8 protein-coding genes are annotated in these 13,168 nt (G+C 68.9%); 5 read left to right on the top strand and 3 right to left on the bottom strand.

The window, feature by feature from the left end; translation table 11 throughout:
* Window positions 1-45: 45 nt before the first annotated feature.
* Window positions 46-1,767 carry an NAD+ synthase gene (locus QMK34_RS35805; RefSeq protein WP_326419155.1) on the bottom strand — a complete coding sequence of 574 codons (1,722 nt, stop codon included), beginning with the start codon at window positions 1,765-1,767 and terminating at the stop codon, window positions 46-48.
* A 159-nt stretch (window positions 1,768-1,926) separates the two neighbouring features.
* A complete protein-coding gene (secA2, locus tag QMK34_RS35800) occupies window positions 1,927-4,251 on the bottom strand; it encodes an accessory Sec system translocase SecA2 (RefSeq protein WP_326419154.1) in 2,325 nt (774 codons plus the stop codon).
* Window positions 4,252-4,400: 149 nt separating this feature from the next.
* Here secA2 and QMK34_RS35795 point away from each other — a divergent pair, with 149 nt between their 5' ends.
* Window positions 4,401-5,960, top strand: a complete 1,560-nt coding sequence (locus QMK34_RS35795; protein ID WP_326419176.1) for an alpha/beta hydrolase — start codon at window positions 4,401-4,403, stop codon at window positions 5,958-5,960.
* Window positions 5,961-6,012: 52 nt separating this feature from the next.
* Complete coding sequence (locus QMK34_RS35790; RefSeq protein ID WP_326419153.1) at window positions 6,013-7,614, top strand: alpha/beta hydrolase; 1,602 nt, start codon at window positions 6,013-6,015, stop codon at window positions 7,612-7,614.
* Between the two features lie 62 nt (window positions 7,615-7,676).
* On the opposite strand, the gene QMK34_RS35785 is transcribed toward QMK34_RS35790, so the two are convergent.
* Entirely contained in the window at window positions 7,677-8,366 is a 690-nt protein-coding gene (locus QMK34_RS35785; RefSeq protein WP_326419152.1) for an LppX_LprAFG lipoprotein, read from the bottom strand.
* 126 nt (window positions 8,367-8,492) lie between these two features.
* Here QMK34_RS35785 and QMK34_RS35780 point away from each other — a divergent pair, with 126 nt between their 5' ends.
* The 3 genes from QMK34_RS35780 to QMK34_RS35770 all read left to right on the top strand — a co-directional run bounded on the left by QMK34_RS35780 (window position 8,493) and on the right by QMK34_RS35770 (window position 12,762).
* Window positions 8,493-9,761 (top strand): MFS transporter, encoded by a 1,269-nt coding sequence (locus tag QMK34_RS35780; protein WP_326419151.1) that lies wholly within the window; start codon window positions 8,493-8,495, stop codon window positions 9,759-9,761.
* Between the two features lie 81 nt (window positions 9,762-9,842).
* Window positions 9,843-11,186, top strand: coding sequence for a type I glutamate--ammonia ligase (glnA, locus tag QMK34_RS35775; protein ID WP_326419150.1), 1,344 nt, complete (start codon window positions 9,843-9,845; stop codon window positions 11,184-11,186).
* Between the two features lie 13 nt (window positions 11,187-11,199).
* Window positions 11,200-12,762: an amidase gene (locus tag QMK34_RS35770; protein WP_326419149.1), complete on the top strand. Its 1,563-nt coding sequence runs from the start codon at window positions 11,200-11,202 to the stop codon at window positions 12,760-12,762.
* The last annotated feature ends 406 nt before the right edge of the window (window positions 12,763-13,168 follow it).

Here is a 13,168-nt window from a genome sequence, read left to right as displayed (position 1 = left end):
GGGGGGGGGGGCCGGGGCCCCCGGGGGGCCCGGGCACCCGGGGTCTCAGGCCTGGCCCTCGCGCCAGGAGTTGGTGATCGGCAGCCGCCGGTCCCGCCCGAAGGCCTTGAACGTGATCTTGGTGCCCGGCGGGTACTGGCGGCGCTTGTACTCAGCCTTGTCGACCATGCGCACCACCCGGTCGATGGTCGCCGCGTCGAACCCGGCGGCCAGCAGGTCCGCGTACCCGCGGTCGCCCTCGACGTAGTCGTCGAGGATGTCGTCGAGCAGCGCGTAGTCCGGCAGCGAGTCTGAATCCAGCTGATCCGGCCGCAGCTCCGCCGACGGCGGCTTGCTGATCGAGTTCTCCGGGATCGGCGGGGTTTCACCGCGTTTCTCCGCTTCGGCGTTGCGCCAGCGCGCCAGCTGCCAGACGTGCGTCTTGAACACGTCCTTGATCGGCGCGAAAGCGCCCACCGCGTCGCCGTAGATCGTGGAGTACCCGACCGCGAGCTCGGTCTTGTTGCCGGTGGCGAGCACCAGGTGACCGTCCAGATTGGACAGCGCCATCAGGAGCATGCCGCGGGTGCGCGCCTGGATGTTCTCCTCGGCGAGCCCGGTGAGCTTCAGCTGGTCGACGTAGACCTTCACCATGTCCGCGACCGGCTCGACCCGGTAGTGCGCCCCGATGCGGCGGGCCAGATCGGCGGCGTCGTCCTTTGAGTGCTCGGAGGAGTACTTCGACGGCATCGCGACGCCGTAGACGTTGTCCCCGCCGAGCGCGTCCGCGGCCAGCGCGGCGACGACCGCGGAGTCGATCCCGCCGGAAAAACCGAACGTGACCGACGAGAAGCCGTTCTTGTGGATGTAGTCGCGCAGGCCGACGACCAGCGCGGACCAGACCTCGGCCTCGTCGGACAGCGGCTCGCTGATGGTCGACTCGGTCCGCGGCTCGTAGGCCGGGAGGGGCTCTTCGGTCAGCACCCGGCGGCTGACGTGCAGCCCGGCGAGCTCACCGTCCCCGGCGTGCCCGCCCGCGGTGAGTTCCATGTCGACCACAAGCAGGTGCTCGACGAACTGCGGCGCGCGCCCGAGCAGCTCCCCATCGGCGCCGACGACGATCGAATCGCCGTCGAACACCAGGTCGTCCTGGCCGCCGACCTGGTTCGTGTAGACGAGCGGCGCGCCGGCCTCGGCGGCCCGGCGCGCGATCAGCGGCAGCCGGATGTCGTCCTTCGCGCGCTCGTACGGCGAGGCGTTCGGCGCGACGACGAGGTCGACCCCGGCCTTGCCCAGCGCGGCGATCGGCCCGCCGTCCTGCCAGATGTCCTCGCAGACGACCATGCCGATGTCGATCCCGTGGAAACGGACGACGTCGAGCGTGGTCCCGGGCTTGAAGTACCGGTGCTCGTCGAACACCCCGTAGTTCGGCAGGTGGTGTTTGAACTGCCGGGCGACGACCTGGCCGCGATACAGCGCGGCGGCCGCGTCACGCGGCCCCGCCTCGTCGAGATCGAGGTAACCGATGTAGGTGAGCACCTCCCCGCAACCGGCCTCGTCGAGCCGGCGGGCCAGATCGTCAACGCCCTTGCGGGACGCCTCGGCGAAGGTTTTCCGCAGTGAGAGGTCTTCAACCGGGTAACCGGTGAGGGACATCTCCGGGAACACCACGACATGGGCTCCGGTCTCAGCGGCCTTGCGGGTCCACTCGACGGTGAGTTCGGCGTTGCCCTCGAGGTCGCCGACGGTGGTGTTGACCTGGGCCAGTGCGATGCGCAGTTGCGGCATGCCGACATTCTGGCCTACCCGCGCCACCCCGGACGAGCGAATGTGCTCAAGCGCCCATCCACCCCCGCCCGACCTGGGAAAAGAGAGCAAGGGACCTTTGCTATCGCTTCCGCGACAGCAAAGGTCCCTTGCTCCCGTCCGAGTCCGGGCCGGTCGGTCCTACTTGCGCTTCATCATGCTGCGCACCCGCTTGAGCGTCTGCTCGAAGTCGGAGTCGAACGGGTTGTCGTGCACCAGATAGGTCCACGTCGTGTTCGCCCGCCGCACACCCGCCGCGCCGAGATCGAGCCCGTCGTCGGTGAGCTCGGCCTCTTCGAGCGTCTTCGCCGCCCGCGAGTTCGCCTCCGGGATGATCTTGTGGAACTCCGGGATCGCCGCGCGGTGGAACTCGTCGAGCGGGGTCTCCCGCGCGAGCGCCCGCAGGTGGATGCTCTCGCGCACGTCGGTCAAGAACGCCAGGTGGTCCGACCAGAGCTGGTCCAGGTGATAGAGCAGCACCTCGCGGGACACCTGCTCCACCTTGGCCTCGTCGTCGACCTTCTCGGCGAGCTCCTTGAACTTCTCCGCCTGGTCCTTCTCGAGCTGCTCCGCCGCGTACGCCGTCTTCAGCACCTTGTCGCGGTGGTCGAGCAGCTCGTTGCGCTGCCGCTCGATCAGCCGCGTGTAGCGCCAGGTGTTGCGGTGGATCTCGAGGTCGACCCCCTCGGCGACCCGCTGCGCGTGGTTGATCTGCCGGTGCGCCGCCTGATCGGTGATCTCGCCCGTCTCGCTGTCGGACGCGATCCCCTCGGGGATGTCCGGCGCGTTCGAGAGCACGAGGTCGTCGTTCAGGCTCGCGAAGAATACCGCGCTACCAGGGTCGCCCTGACGGCCGGATCGCCCGCGCAGCTGCCCGTCGAGCCTGCTGCTCGGGTACCGCGCTGTGCCGATCACGTGCAATCCGCCCAGCTCGGCGACCTCCTCGCGCTCGGCGCCGTCCTTGCCGCCGAGCCGGATGTCGGTACCGCGACCGGCCATCTGGGTCGACACGGTGACGGCGTTGCGCTTGCCGGCGTCGGCGATGATCTCGGCCTCTTCGGCGTCGTTGCGCGCGTTGAGCACGACACACGGCAGGTCGACCTTCGCCAGCTTCTCGGCCAGCTCCTCGGACTCGGCGACGTCCTGGGTGCCGACGAGGATCGGCCGCCCGGTCTCGTGCACGGTCCGGATCTCGTCCTCGATCGCCCGCAGTTTCTGCGACGGCGAGCCGAAGATCCGGTCCTCGAGGTCCTCGCGGACGTTCTTCGTGTTCGGCGGGATGACCGCGACCTCGAGCTTGTAGAACTCGCGCAGCTGCTCGGCCACCGCGACCGCGGTACCGGTCATGCCCGCGACCTCGGGATAACGCGCGAGCAGCGCCTGCACGGTGATCGAGTCGAGGATCTCGCCCCGGTCGGTCGCGTTGACCTGCTCCTTCGCCTCGACGGCCGCCTGCAGGCCGTCCGGCCAGCGCTGCAGCTCGGCGACGCGACCACGAGCGGCGTTGATGAGCTGCACCTTGCCGTCGCGCACCAGGTAGTCGACGTCCCTGGTCAGCAGCGCGTGCGCGTGCAGCGCCACGTTGACCGCGGGCAGCCGGTCCGAACCGGAGTCGCTGTAGAGGTCGATGCCGCCGAGTGACTTCTCCACCACGGACGCGCCGGCGGTGGTCAGCCACGCGTTGCGGCCGTCGGAGTCGGTCTCGTAGTGCAGGCCCAGCCGCAGCCGCCGGACGACCGTTGCGACCTCTTCGTCGGCGTCGGTATGGTCGATCGACCCCGCCATGACCAGCGGCACCCTGGCCTCGTCGACCAGCACGGAGTCGGCCTCGTCGACGATAGCCACCTCGGGCGGCGGCTGGACGAGCTCACCCTCCTGGGTGACGAGCCGGTCGCGCAGGACGTCGAACCCGATCTCGCTGACAGCGCCGTACGCCACTTCGCTGCCATAGGCCTCACGCCGCGCTTCAGGCGTGTGGCCTGGCGCGACCCAGCCGACGGAGACGCCGAGCAGGTCGTAGACCGGCTTCATCCACTCCGCGTCGCGTCGCGCGAGGTAGTCGTTGACGGTGACTACGTGCACGCTCTTGGCACGCAGCGCGTAGCCGGCGGCCGCCAGCGCGCCGGCGAGCGTCTTGCCCTCACCGGTCTCCATCTGTACGACGTGTCCGCTCAGCAGGCCCATCGTGCCGAGCAGCTGGACGTCGAACGCCCGCTCGCCCAGTGCGCGCCGCGCGGCGTCCCGGCCCAGTGCGCAGACCTCGACCAGCTGTTCGTCGCCGAATTCCGCGGCCTCGCGGACCTTGCCGGCCCGCTCCGTCAGCTCCTCGTCGGAAAGCTTCTCCAATTCGGGCTCGAGCTTCTCGATGGCCGGCAGCAGCGCTTCGTAGCGGGTCAGCTCGACGCTGCCCGGCCGCTGAATGATCCGGCGCAGCCGTTTGCCCACCCGGCTGATCAGTGCTGCCACCCCTGGTCTCCCGTCTCTGTGATCCTCGACCCACTCAACGCAGTGGTGGTGCGTTTGAGTTCCGCGGCCGATGGCACGATCAAACCGTGTCCACTCATGCCAGCGCCAGGTCTCGCGTCCGTCGTTTCGCCGTGCTTTCCCTGTCCGGGATGCTCGCGGTCACGCTGGCAGCGTGCTCCTCGGGCAATCAGCCCCGGACATCGGAGCCGGTGACGGAGTCACATCCGCCGGTCGGGCCGGTGCCGAATGGGCTGGACAGGTTCTACGCGCAGAGCGTGACCTGGGGCGACTGTGCACCCTACGCGACATCCGATGACGCGAAGTCCGCGTTCCGGGCGAAGGACATCCAGTGCGCGCGCCTCAGCGTGCCGCTCGACTACGCGAAGCCCGACGGCCCGGCCATCTCGCTCGGGCTCCTCCGCCGCAAGGCGACCGATCCCGGTCAGCGGATCGGTTCGCTGGTGATCAACCCGGGCGGACCCGGCGCGTCCGGGATGACCGCCGCTGCCAACATGGCGAACCAGACGGCGTCGACCGCACTCGGCAAGCGGTTCGACCTCGTCGGGTTCGACCCCCGCGGGATCGGGGCGAGCGAGCCCCAGATCCACTGTCTCACCGACGGCGAACGCGACAAGGAGCGCGCGGAGGACCTCGAAACCGACGGCACGCCCGAAGGCGTCGTCAAGCAGGAGACCGAAGAGAAGGACTTCGCCGCGAAGTGCGCGCAACGTACCCAGCAGGGTGCCCAGATGCTCGCGAACGTCGGCACGCGCGACGTCGTCAAGGACATGGACGTGCTGCGCTCGGTTCTCGGCGACCCGAAACTGACCTACCTCGGGTACTCCTACGGCACCCGGATCGGTTCGGCCTACGCCGAGGCGTTCCCCGCGAACGTGCGCGCGCTCGTTTTGGACGGAGCCGTCGACCCCGAGCAGAGCCCGCTCGATTCGCTGGTCGCGCAGGGGCAGGGCTTCGGCAAGGCGTTCGACGAGTTCTCCCGCTGGTGTGCCGCCCAGCAGGACTGCGCCCTCGGCCCCGACCCGGCCGCCGCGGTGACGATGTTCCAGGGCCTCACCCGTCCGCTCATCGACTTCCCGGTTCCCGTCGGTGACGGCCGGAAACTCTCCTACGAAGACGCGACGACGGGCGCCATCCAGGCGCTCTACCAGCAGAGCCTGTGGGACGCGCTGAACACGGGCCTCAACGAGTTGAAGCGCCAGCGCGGCGCGACGCTGGAGCAGCTGGCCGACCTCTACAACGAGCGCGGGCAGGACGGGCACTACGGCACCACCCAGGACGCGTTCACCGCGATCCGCTGCGTCGACGACCCCCGCGTCACCGACCAGAAGACGCTGCTGGCGGCGCAGCAGAAGTACATGCGGGTCGCGCCGTTCCTCGACGACGGCCGCCCGGCGAGCGCGGCCAGGGACGCGTGCGCGTTCTGGCCAGTCCCCAACACCTCGCAGCCCCACCAACCGCGGGTGGACGGCCTGCCCAAGACGTTGGTCATCTCGACGACCAACGATCCGGCGACCCCGTACCGGGCCGGGGTGAACCTGGCGAAGGCGCTCAAGGGAGCTTTGCTCACGTTCGAGGGCACCCAGCACACGGTGTTCCTGCAGGGCGTCTCGTGCGTCGACAAGATCGGCACGGACTACCTGCTGGACGGCACGTTGCCCGCCGAAGGCACGCGCTGCGCCGGTAAGTAACGACTCCGGCGATCCAGCTCCGGCACGTCACTCGACCTGCGAAGATCGCGTCGTGACCAGTCTTCGCCGGGTTTCGGCCCTGCTCGCCGTAGCCGTCCTGCTCGCGTCCTGCTCGACGGACCAGCAGCAGCCCTCGCCACCGTCCGCGTCGTCGGCTCCTCGCCCGACGACCTCGTCCTCGCCGGTTCCGGATCCGGCCGCGCTGAAGCGGTTCACCGACCAGAAGCTGAGCTGGGGGGACTGCACTTCGTACGCGACCAGCGAGCCGGTGAAGAAGCTGTACGGCGACAAGTCGCTCGATTGCGCGCGCCTGACAGTGCCCTTGGACTACGCCAAACCCGCCGGGGACACGATCACGCTGGGCCTGCTCCGGCACAAGGTGGCCGACCCCGGCCAGCGGATCGGGTCCCTGGTGCTCAACCCCGGCGGTCCGGGCGGCTCGGGAATGTCGGCCGCGGCGGGGCAGGCCAGGTCTCCCGGCGCCGCGCCGCTCGTCCAGCGTTTCGACCTCGTCGGGTTCGATCCGCGGGGCGTCGGCGCCAGCGAACCCAGGATCGCCTGCTACACCGGTGCCGAGCAGGACGCGGACCGGGCCGACGACACCGAGAGCGACATGTCCCCGGCAGGGGTCGCGAAGCAGCTGGCCGCCACGAAGGACTACGGCGCGAAGTGCGTCGCGCGCACCCCACACGGGCTGGACATGCTCGCCAACATCGGCACCAGGGACGTAGTCCGCGACATGGACGTCCTGCGTGCGGCGCTCGGCGACGAAAAACTGACCTATCTGGGCTACTCGTACGGCACTGAGCTCGGCACCGCCTACGCCGAGGAGTACCCGGACAAGGTCCGCGCGCTGCTGCTGGACGGCGCGGTGGACATCGCCCAGGACGGCGTGGAATCGCTCGTGACCCAGGCGGCCGGGTTCCAGAACACGTTCGACCAGTTCGGCAAATGGTGCGTCGCGCGGACCGACTGCGCACTCGGGCGCAAGGCCGAAGGCGTCACGCAGGCCTTCCAGGACCTCCTGAAACCCCTGGTCACCAAGCCGGTCGTCGCCGGTGGCGGCCGCACGCTGTCGTTCGAGGACGCGATGCTCGGCACGAACACGGCGCTCTACCAGCAGAGCGCCTGGGAATTCCTGAACGCCGGGCTCGCGCAGATCAAGAAGGGCAGCGGCCAGAACCTGCTGCAGCTGGCCGACGAGTACAGCGGCCGGTCCCCGGACGGGCACTACGACGCGTCCCTCGACGTCTACTTCGCTGTCCGCTGCGTCGACAACGCCCGGGTCACCGACCGCGCCGTGATCGACGACGCGCACCAGCGGATGCTCAAGGGCGCGCCGTTCCTCACCGGCGGCACCCCGGACACGAGCGAACTCGACATCTGCTCGACCTGGCCCGCGCCGCCGACCTCGCGCGCCCACGAGCCGAAAGCCGAAAACCTGCCGAAGCCCCTGGTCATCTCCACGACCGACGACCCGGCGACCCCGTACCAGTCCGGCGTGAACCTGGCGAAGGACCTCAAGGGAGCTTTGCTCACGTTCGAGGGCGCCCAGCACACGATCTTCCTGCAGGGAAACAAGTGCGTCGACGCCGCGGGCGCCGACTACCTGATCAACGGCAAACTCCCCGCCGACGGCACCCGCTGCAAATAGCCCGGAGGGAGCAAGGGACCTTTGCTATCGCGCCCCGGCGGCAGCAAAGGTCCCTTGCTCCCTCAATCTGCCGAAACAGGCACGTTCTGCCTGGTCAACGCCAACTCCAGCATCACAGCGGCCACGTGATCCTTCGTCGGCGGCACCTGGATCCACAGCCGCATCACCTGTCGCGGCTCCGCCTGCGACACCCAGATCTTGACCACGACCTCGCTGCGGATCCCCGCGGCCACCCCCGAGATCACAGCCGCGGGCACGGTCCCGCCGACGCGATAGGCCTCGACGCCCTGGACCCGTTCGCGCCCCTCGGTCCGAAGCCCGGTGGCACCGGCGACGAGCCGCCGCAGGCTCCCGCCAGGCCCGAGCATCGCGCGGGGGTTGTAACCCTCGGACACCGGCAGCGTCGCGAGCATCCCGTTCGTGTCAGTCGTCGTGACCTCGTCGCCGCGCAGCACGTACTGGAGCTTGACGCGCGTGTCACCCGGTTGAACGTCCGCGTGCCCCTGCGCGCTCCCGAACTTTCCGCCGTCGAGCGTGGCGTCACCATCCATCTGGGGGATCGGCAGCCCGTCGATGCCGCCGCTGACGCCGAGCGTGAAATGCACGCTGCGCAGCGAAAGAAGCGTCTCGGCCACCGCGTTCACCAGTTCGGGTCCCGCCGGCAGGGGACCGCTGGTGTCGGGCGAACCCGTGCAGCCGCCGAGGAGGCCGGCCGTGAGCAGGACTGCCAGCACGGAGCGACGGCGATGCATGCGGGCGAGCCTACCGAGCGGTCGGCGCGTGCCTGACGTCTGCCAGGAATGGCCTGATCCTTGCGATAGACGTCCTTCCGGCCACTTTCGCCTGCCGCCGCGACCGGAGAAGCTGACGTTGTGGACATGACGACCCGCTCCCCGCGCGTACATCGCGCCTGGTTCATCGCTGCCGCCGCGTTCGTCGCCCTCCTCGCCGCGGCCGGCTTCCGCGCGGCGCCGGGAGTGCTGATCGACCCGCTGCACGAGGAGTTCGGCTGGTCCCGGGCGACCATCGGGACGGCCGTTTCGGTCAACCTCGTGCTCTACGGCCTGTTCTCGCCGTTCGCGGCGGCGCTGATGGAACGGTTCGGCGTCCGCCGGGTGGCGGCGACCGCCCTGTTCGTCGTCGCGCTCGGCGCCGGCGGCACCGTCTTCATGGACGCGACCTGGCAGCTCATCCTCTGCTGGGGCGTGCTGGTCGGCGTCGGCACTGGCTCGATGGCGATGAGCTTCGCCGCGACGATCGCCGCCCGCTGGTTCGTCCGCAGCCGCGGCACGGTCACCGGGGTGCTCACCGCGGCGGGCGCGACGGGACAGCTGATCTTCCTGCCGGTAGTAGCCGCCCTCGCGGTGTCCGACGGCTGGCGCACCGCGTCATTGGTCATCGCCATCGCCGCGCTGGCCGTCATCCCGGTCGTGCTGCTCGTGATCCGCGACCGCCCGGAAGACGTCGGGACCACCGCGTACGGCGCCGACCCGGACGCTCCGGCCGCCGCCGCGCCCGCGGGCAGAACGGCAGGCCGAGCCCTGTCCGTCCTGCGCTCGGCCGCCCGGCAGAAGACGTTCTGGCTGCTCGCGGTCGGCTTCGCGATCTGCGGCGCCACCACGAACGGCCTGGTCAGCACGCACTTCATTCCCGCGGCCCACGACCACGGCATGCCGCAGACCACCGCCGCGAGCCTGCTCGCGCTCGTCGGGCTCTTCGACGTCGTCGGCACGATCGCGTCCGGCTGGCTCACCGATCGGGTGGATCCACGCCTCCTGCTCGGCGCCTACTACGCCCTGCGCGGAATCTCCCTGGCCCTGCTGCCGCAGCTGCTCAGTGGCTCGGTCCAGCCGAGTATGTGGGCGTTCATCATTTTCTACGGCCTCGACTGGGTGGCCACGGTGCCGCCGACGGTCGCTCTCTGCGTCCGTCAGTTCGGCGACTCCGGCCCCATCGTGTTCGGCTGGGTCTTCGCCTTTCACCAGCTTGGAGCCGCTTTCGCGGCCTTCGGTGCCGGTGCCGTCCGCGATCATTTCGGGGACTATGCCGTCGCTTGGTACGTCGCGGCCGGACTGGCCCTGATCGCCTCCGTCGCCTCGATCTCGGTAACCCGATCGGGTAAGCGCGCCGTCGTTCCGGTCACCTGAGCAAGGGGGACTTCGCCCACATCGGGGCTCTCCGGCGCGTCGCGAAACACGCCGTTAACACGTTCTCGTTAGGGTGCGCCCATGGATCGCCAGCAGGAGTTCGTGCTCCGTACCTTGGAAGAGCGCGACATCCGTTTCGTCCGCCTCTGGTTCACTGACGTGCTGGGTTTCCTCAAATCCGTCGCAGTGGCTCCCGCCGAGCTCGAAGGGGCCTTCACCGAAGGCATCGGGTTCGACGGTTCCGCCATCGAGGGTTTCGCACGCGTCTACGAATCGGACATGGTCGCCAAACCCGACCCCGCCACCTTCCAGGTGCTCCCGTGGGAGACGCCGGAGGGGGGCCCGTACTCGGCGCGCATGTTCTGCGACATCGCGATGCCCGACGGGTCGCCGTCGTGGGCGGATCCCCGGCACGTCCTCCGCCGCCAGCTCTCGAAGGCGGCGGAAGCCGGATTCACCTGTTACGTACACCCCGAGATCGAGTTCTTCCTGCTCTCCGACCTGCCGGACGACGGCAGCGAGCCGGAGCCCGCGGACAACGGCGGCTACTTCGACCAAGCGAGTCACGCCACCGCGACCCACTTCCGCCGCCACGCCATCGAGACCCTCGAGGCCATGGGCATCTCCGTGGAGTTCAGCCACCACGAAGGCGCCCCTGGCCAGCAGGAGATCGACCTCCGCTACGCCGACGCGCTGACCATGGCCGACAACGTCATGACGTTCCGGTACGTGGTCAAGGAGGTCGCCCTGACCCAGGGCGTGCGCGCGACCTTCATGCCGAAGCCGTTCACCAACCAGCCCGGGTCGGGAATGCACACGCACGTCAGCCTGTTCGAGGGTGACCGCAACGCCTTCTACGACGCCGAGGACCCGTACGAGCTGTCGGCGACCGGAAAGGCGTTCGTGGCCGGGCTGCTGCACCACGCCAAGGAGATCTCGGCGGTTACCAACCAATGGGTGAACTCCTACAAGCGCCTGATCAGCGGCAGCGAGGCCCCGACCACCGTTTCGTGGGGCCGCGCCAATCGCTCGGCACTCGTTCGGGTGCCGATGTACTCACCCGGTAAGGCGTCCTCCCGTCGAGTGGAGATCCGTACGCTGGACTCCGCCTGCAACCCGTATCTCGCGTACTCGGTGATCCTCGCCGCGGGGCTCAAGGGCATCGAGAAGGGCTACGAGCTCCCGCCGCCCGCCGAGGACAACATCTGGCAGCTGTCGGAGGCCGAGCGGCGCGCCGCGGGCTACTCGCAACTGCCACAGAACCTCGGCGAAGCGCTCTCCGAGATGGAGAAGTCGGAGCTGCTGCCGGAGGCTCTCGGCGAACATGTTTACGATTTCTTCTTGCGCAACAAGCGAGTTGAGTGGGACAACTACCGCAGCGCGGTGACTCCGTACGAGCTGCGCACGTTGCTTCCGGTGCTGTGACGAAGGAGCTGTGATGAAACGGCGGCCCGCGTTCCGAGTCCTTTCGGCGCTGGCCGCCGTTACCGTCGTGGTGGCCGCCGCCCCTGCCGCGTCCGCCACCCGTCCGGGGTTCGATCTCGACTCCGCGACGATCCCGTCGTTGCAGGCGCGCATGGCTTCGGGCCGGCTCACCGCCGTGCAGCTGACCGCCGCCTATCTCGACCGGATCCGGCGGGTCGATCCACAGGTCAACGCCGTGCTGGCGGTGAACCCGGCCGCGCTCGCCGAAGCCGCGCAGAGCGACGTCCGGCACCGCACGGGCCGCACTCGCGGACCTCTCGACGGCATCCCGATCCTGGTCAAGGACAACGTCGACACCCGCTCGATGCAGACCACGGCTGGCTCGCGCGCCCTGCGCAGCCGTCCCGCGCAGGACGCCACGCTGATGGGCCGCCTCCACGACGCGGGCGCGGTGCTCCTGGGCAAGGCGAACCTGTCGGAATGGGCGAACTTCCGCGCCGCCAAGCCGACTTCCGGCTGGTCAGGGGTGGGCGGCCAGACGAACAACCCGTACGTCCTCGACCACAATCCGTGCGGTTCCTCGGCAGATTCCGCCGCTGGGGTGGCCGCGTCACTCGCCCAGGTGGCGATCGGCACCGAGACCGACGGTTCGATCGTGTGCCCGGCGGGGATGACCGGGACTGTCGGTCACAAACCGAGCCTCGGACTTGTCAGCCGAACGGGTGTCGTCCCGATCTCGGCCGAGCAGGATACCGCTGGCCCGATCGGTCGCAACGTGGTCGACGTCGCGCTGACGTTGTCGGTGCTCCAGGGGCGTGACCCGGCCGACCCCGCAACGGCGAAATACCCCTCCGACCAGCCGACCGACTACGCGGGCCTGCTGCGGCCGGGGTCGCTGCGCGGCTCGAGGATCGGTCTGTGGCGGCTGCCAGTGCTGGGACCGGACACCGACGCCGTGATGACCCGATCGAAGGAAGCACTCGCCCGCGCCGGCGTCCAGGTCGTCGAGGTGACGCTCCCGTATCAGGACAGGCTCGGCGAGCTGGAGTTCCCCGCACTGCTGACCGAGTTCCACCGCGATCTCGACAAGTACCTCGCGACCCGCCCGAAAGGGCCGCGTGACCTTGGCGAACTCATCGCCTACAACCGCGCTGACCCGCTGGAGCAGACCTGTTTCGCCGGACAAGAGCTCTTCGAGCAGGCGTATGCCGCGCCAGGGCCAGACGATCCCGCGTATCTGAAGAATCGCGCTGAACTGACGGGCCTCGCCCAACGCTCGATCGACGAGACGCTCGCGAAGTACCGGCTCGACGCGATCGCGACGCCGACCAACCCGCCGGCCTGGAAAACCGACTGCGCGACCGGCGACAACGACGTGATCCCGTCCTCGACCCCCGCCGCCGTGGCCGGCTACCCGTCGGTGACCGTGCCCGCCGGGTTCTCCGGCCCCCTGCCGATCGGGGTCCTGTTCATGGCGGGCCGCTGGGCCGACGCCCGCGTGCTGTCTTACGCCGCCGACTACGAACGGCAAGCGCCCGCCCGCCGGCCGCCGGGCTACCTGCCTCACCTCGGGTAGTCGACTTTTGGCCTCTGAGCTGCGGTTATGGCGTTAAGTGACCCCCCTGTCCCCGGGGGTTCAGCGGCATGTAATCTTCTCCAAGTCGCCAGGAACACCGGGCCAGCGGGGCCGCAAGCCCCCAAAGCCAGGAGCACGGGCCGAGCGGGTTGACACCGCGAAACGGACCAGGTAATGTTCAGCGTCGGCCCACGAGCGGCCGCCGACCCCCTGAGGTTCTTAATCTTAGGACGAGGCATGCTCGACCAAAAGCTTGTGAATATCGCTTGAAGCAATTCAGTGTGTTGCTTGAGAACTCAACAGTGTGCTAGTGAACTAAGCCAGTAGAGCTTATGTATTTTAACCTCGTTTGAGGTTCCTTTGAGATTGAGAATACTGTTCTTCATTGAACAAATTTAGTCTCGAT

Source organism: Amycolatopsis sp. H20-H5 (genome assembly GCF_035828755.1).
Taxonomy (GTDB): domain Bacteria; phylum Actinomycetota; class Actinomycetes; order Mycobacteriales; family Pseudonocardiaceae; genus Amycolatopsis.
This window is presented reverse-complemented; position numbering and strand designations above follow the sequence as displayed.

Excerpts from the sequence above, each read along its gene's own strand:
- QMK34_RS35785 (WP_326419152.1), bottom strand. The coding sequence starts at position 8,366 with ATGCATCGCCGTCGCTCCGTGCTGGCAGTCCTGCTCACGGCCGGCCTC.
- QMK34_RS35805 (WP_326419155.1), bottom strand. The coding sequence starts at position 1,767 with ATGCCGCAACTGCGCATCGCACTGGCCCAGGTCAACACCACCGTCGGC.
- glnA (WP_326419150.1), top strand. The coding sequence starts at position 9,843 with ATGGATCGCCAGCAGGAGTTCGTGCTCCGTACCTTGGAAGAGCGCGAC.
- QMK34_RS35795 (WP_326419176.1), top strand. The coding sequence starts at position 4,401 with ATGCTCGCGGTCACGCTGGCAGCGTGCTCCTCGGGCAATCAGCCCCGG.
- QMK34_RS35770 (WP_326419149.1), top strand. The coding sequence starts at position 11,200 with ATGAAACGGCGGCCCGCGTTCCGAGTCCTTTCGGCGCTGGCCGCCGTT.
- QMK34_RS35780 (WP_326419151.1), top strand. The coding sequence starts at position 8,493 with ATGACGACCCGCTCCCCGCGCGTACATCGCGCCTGGTTCATCGCTGCC.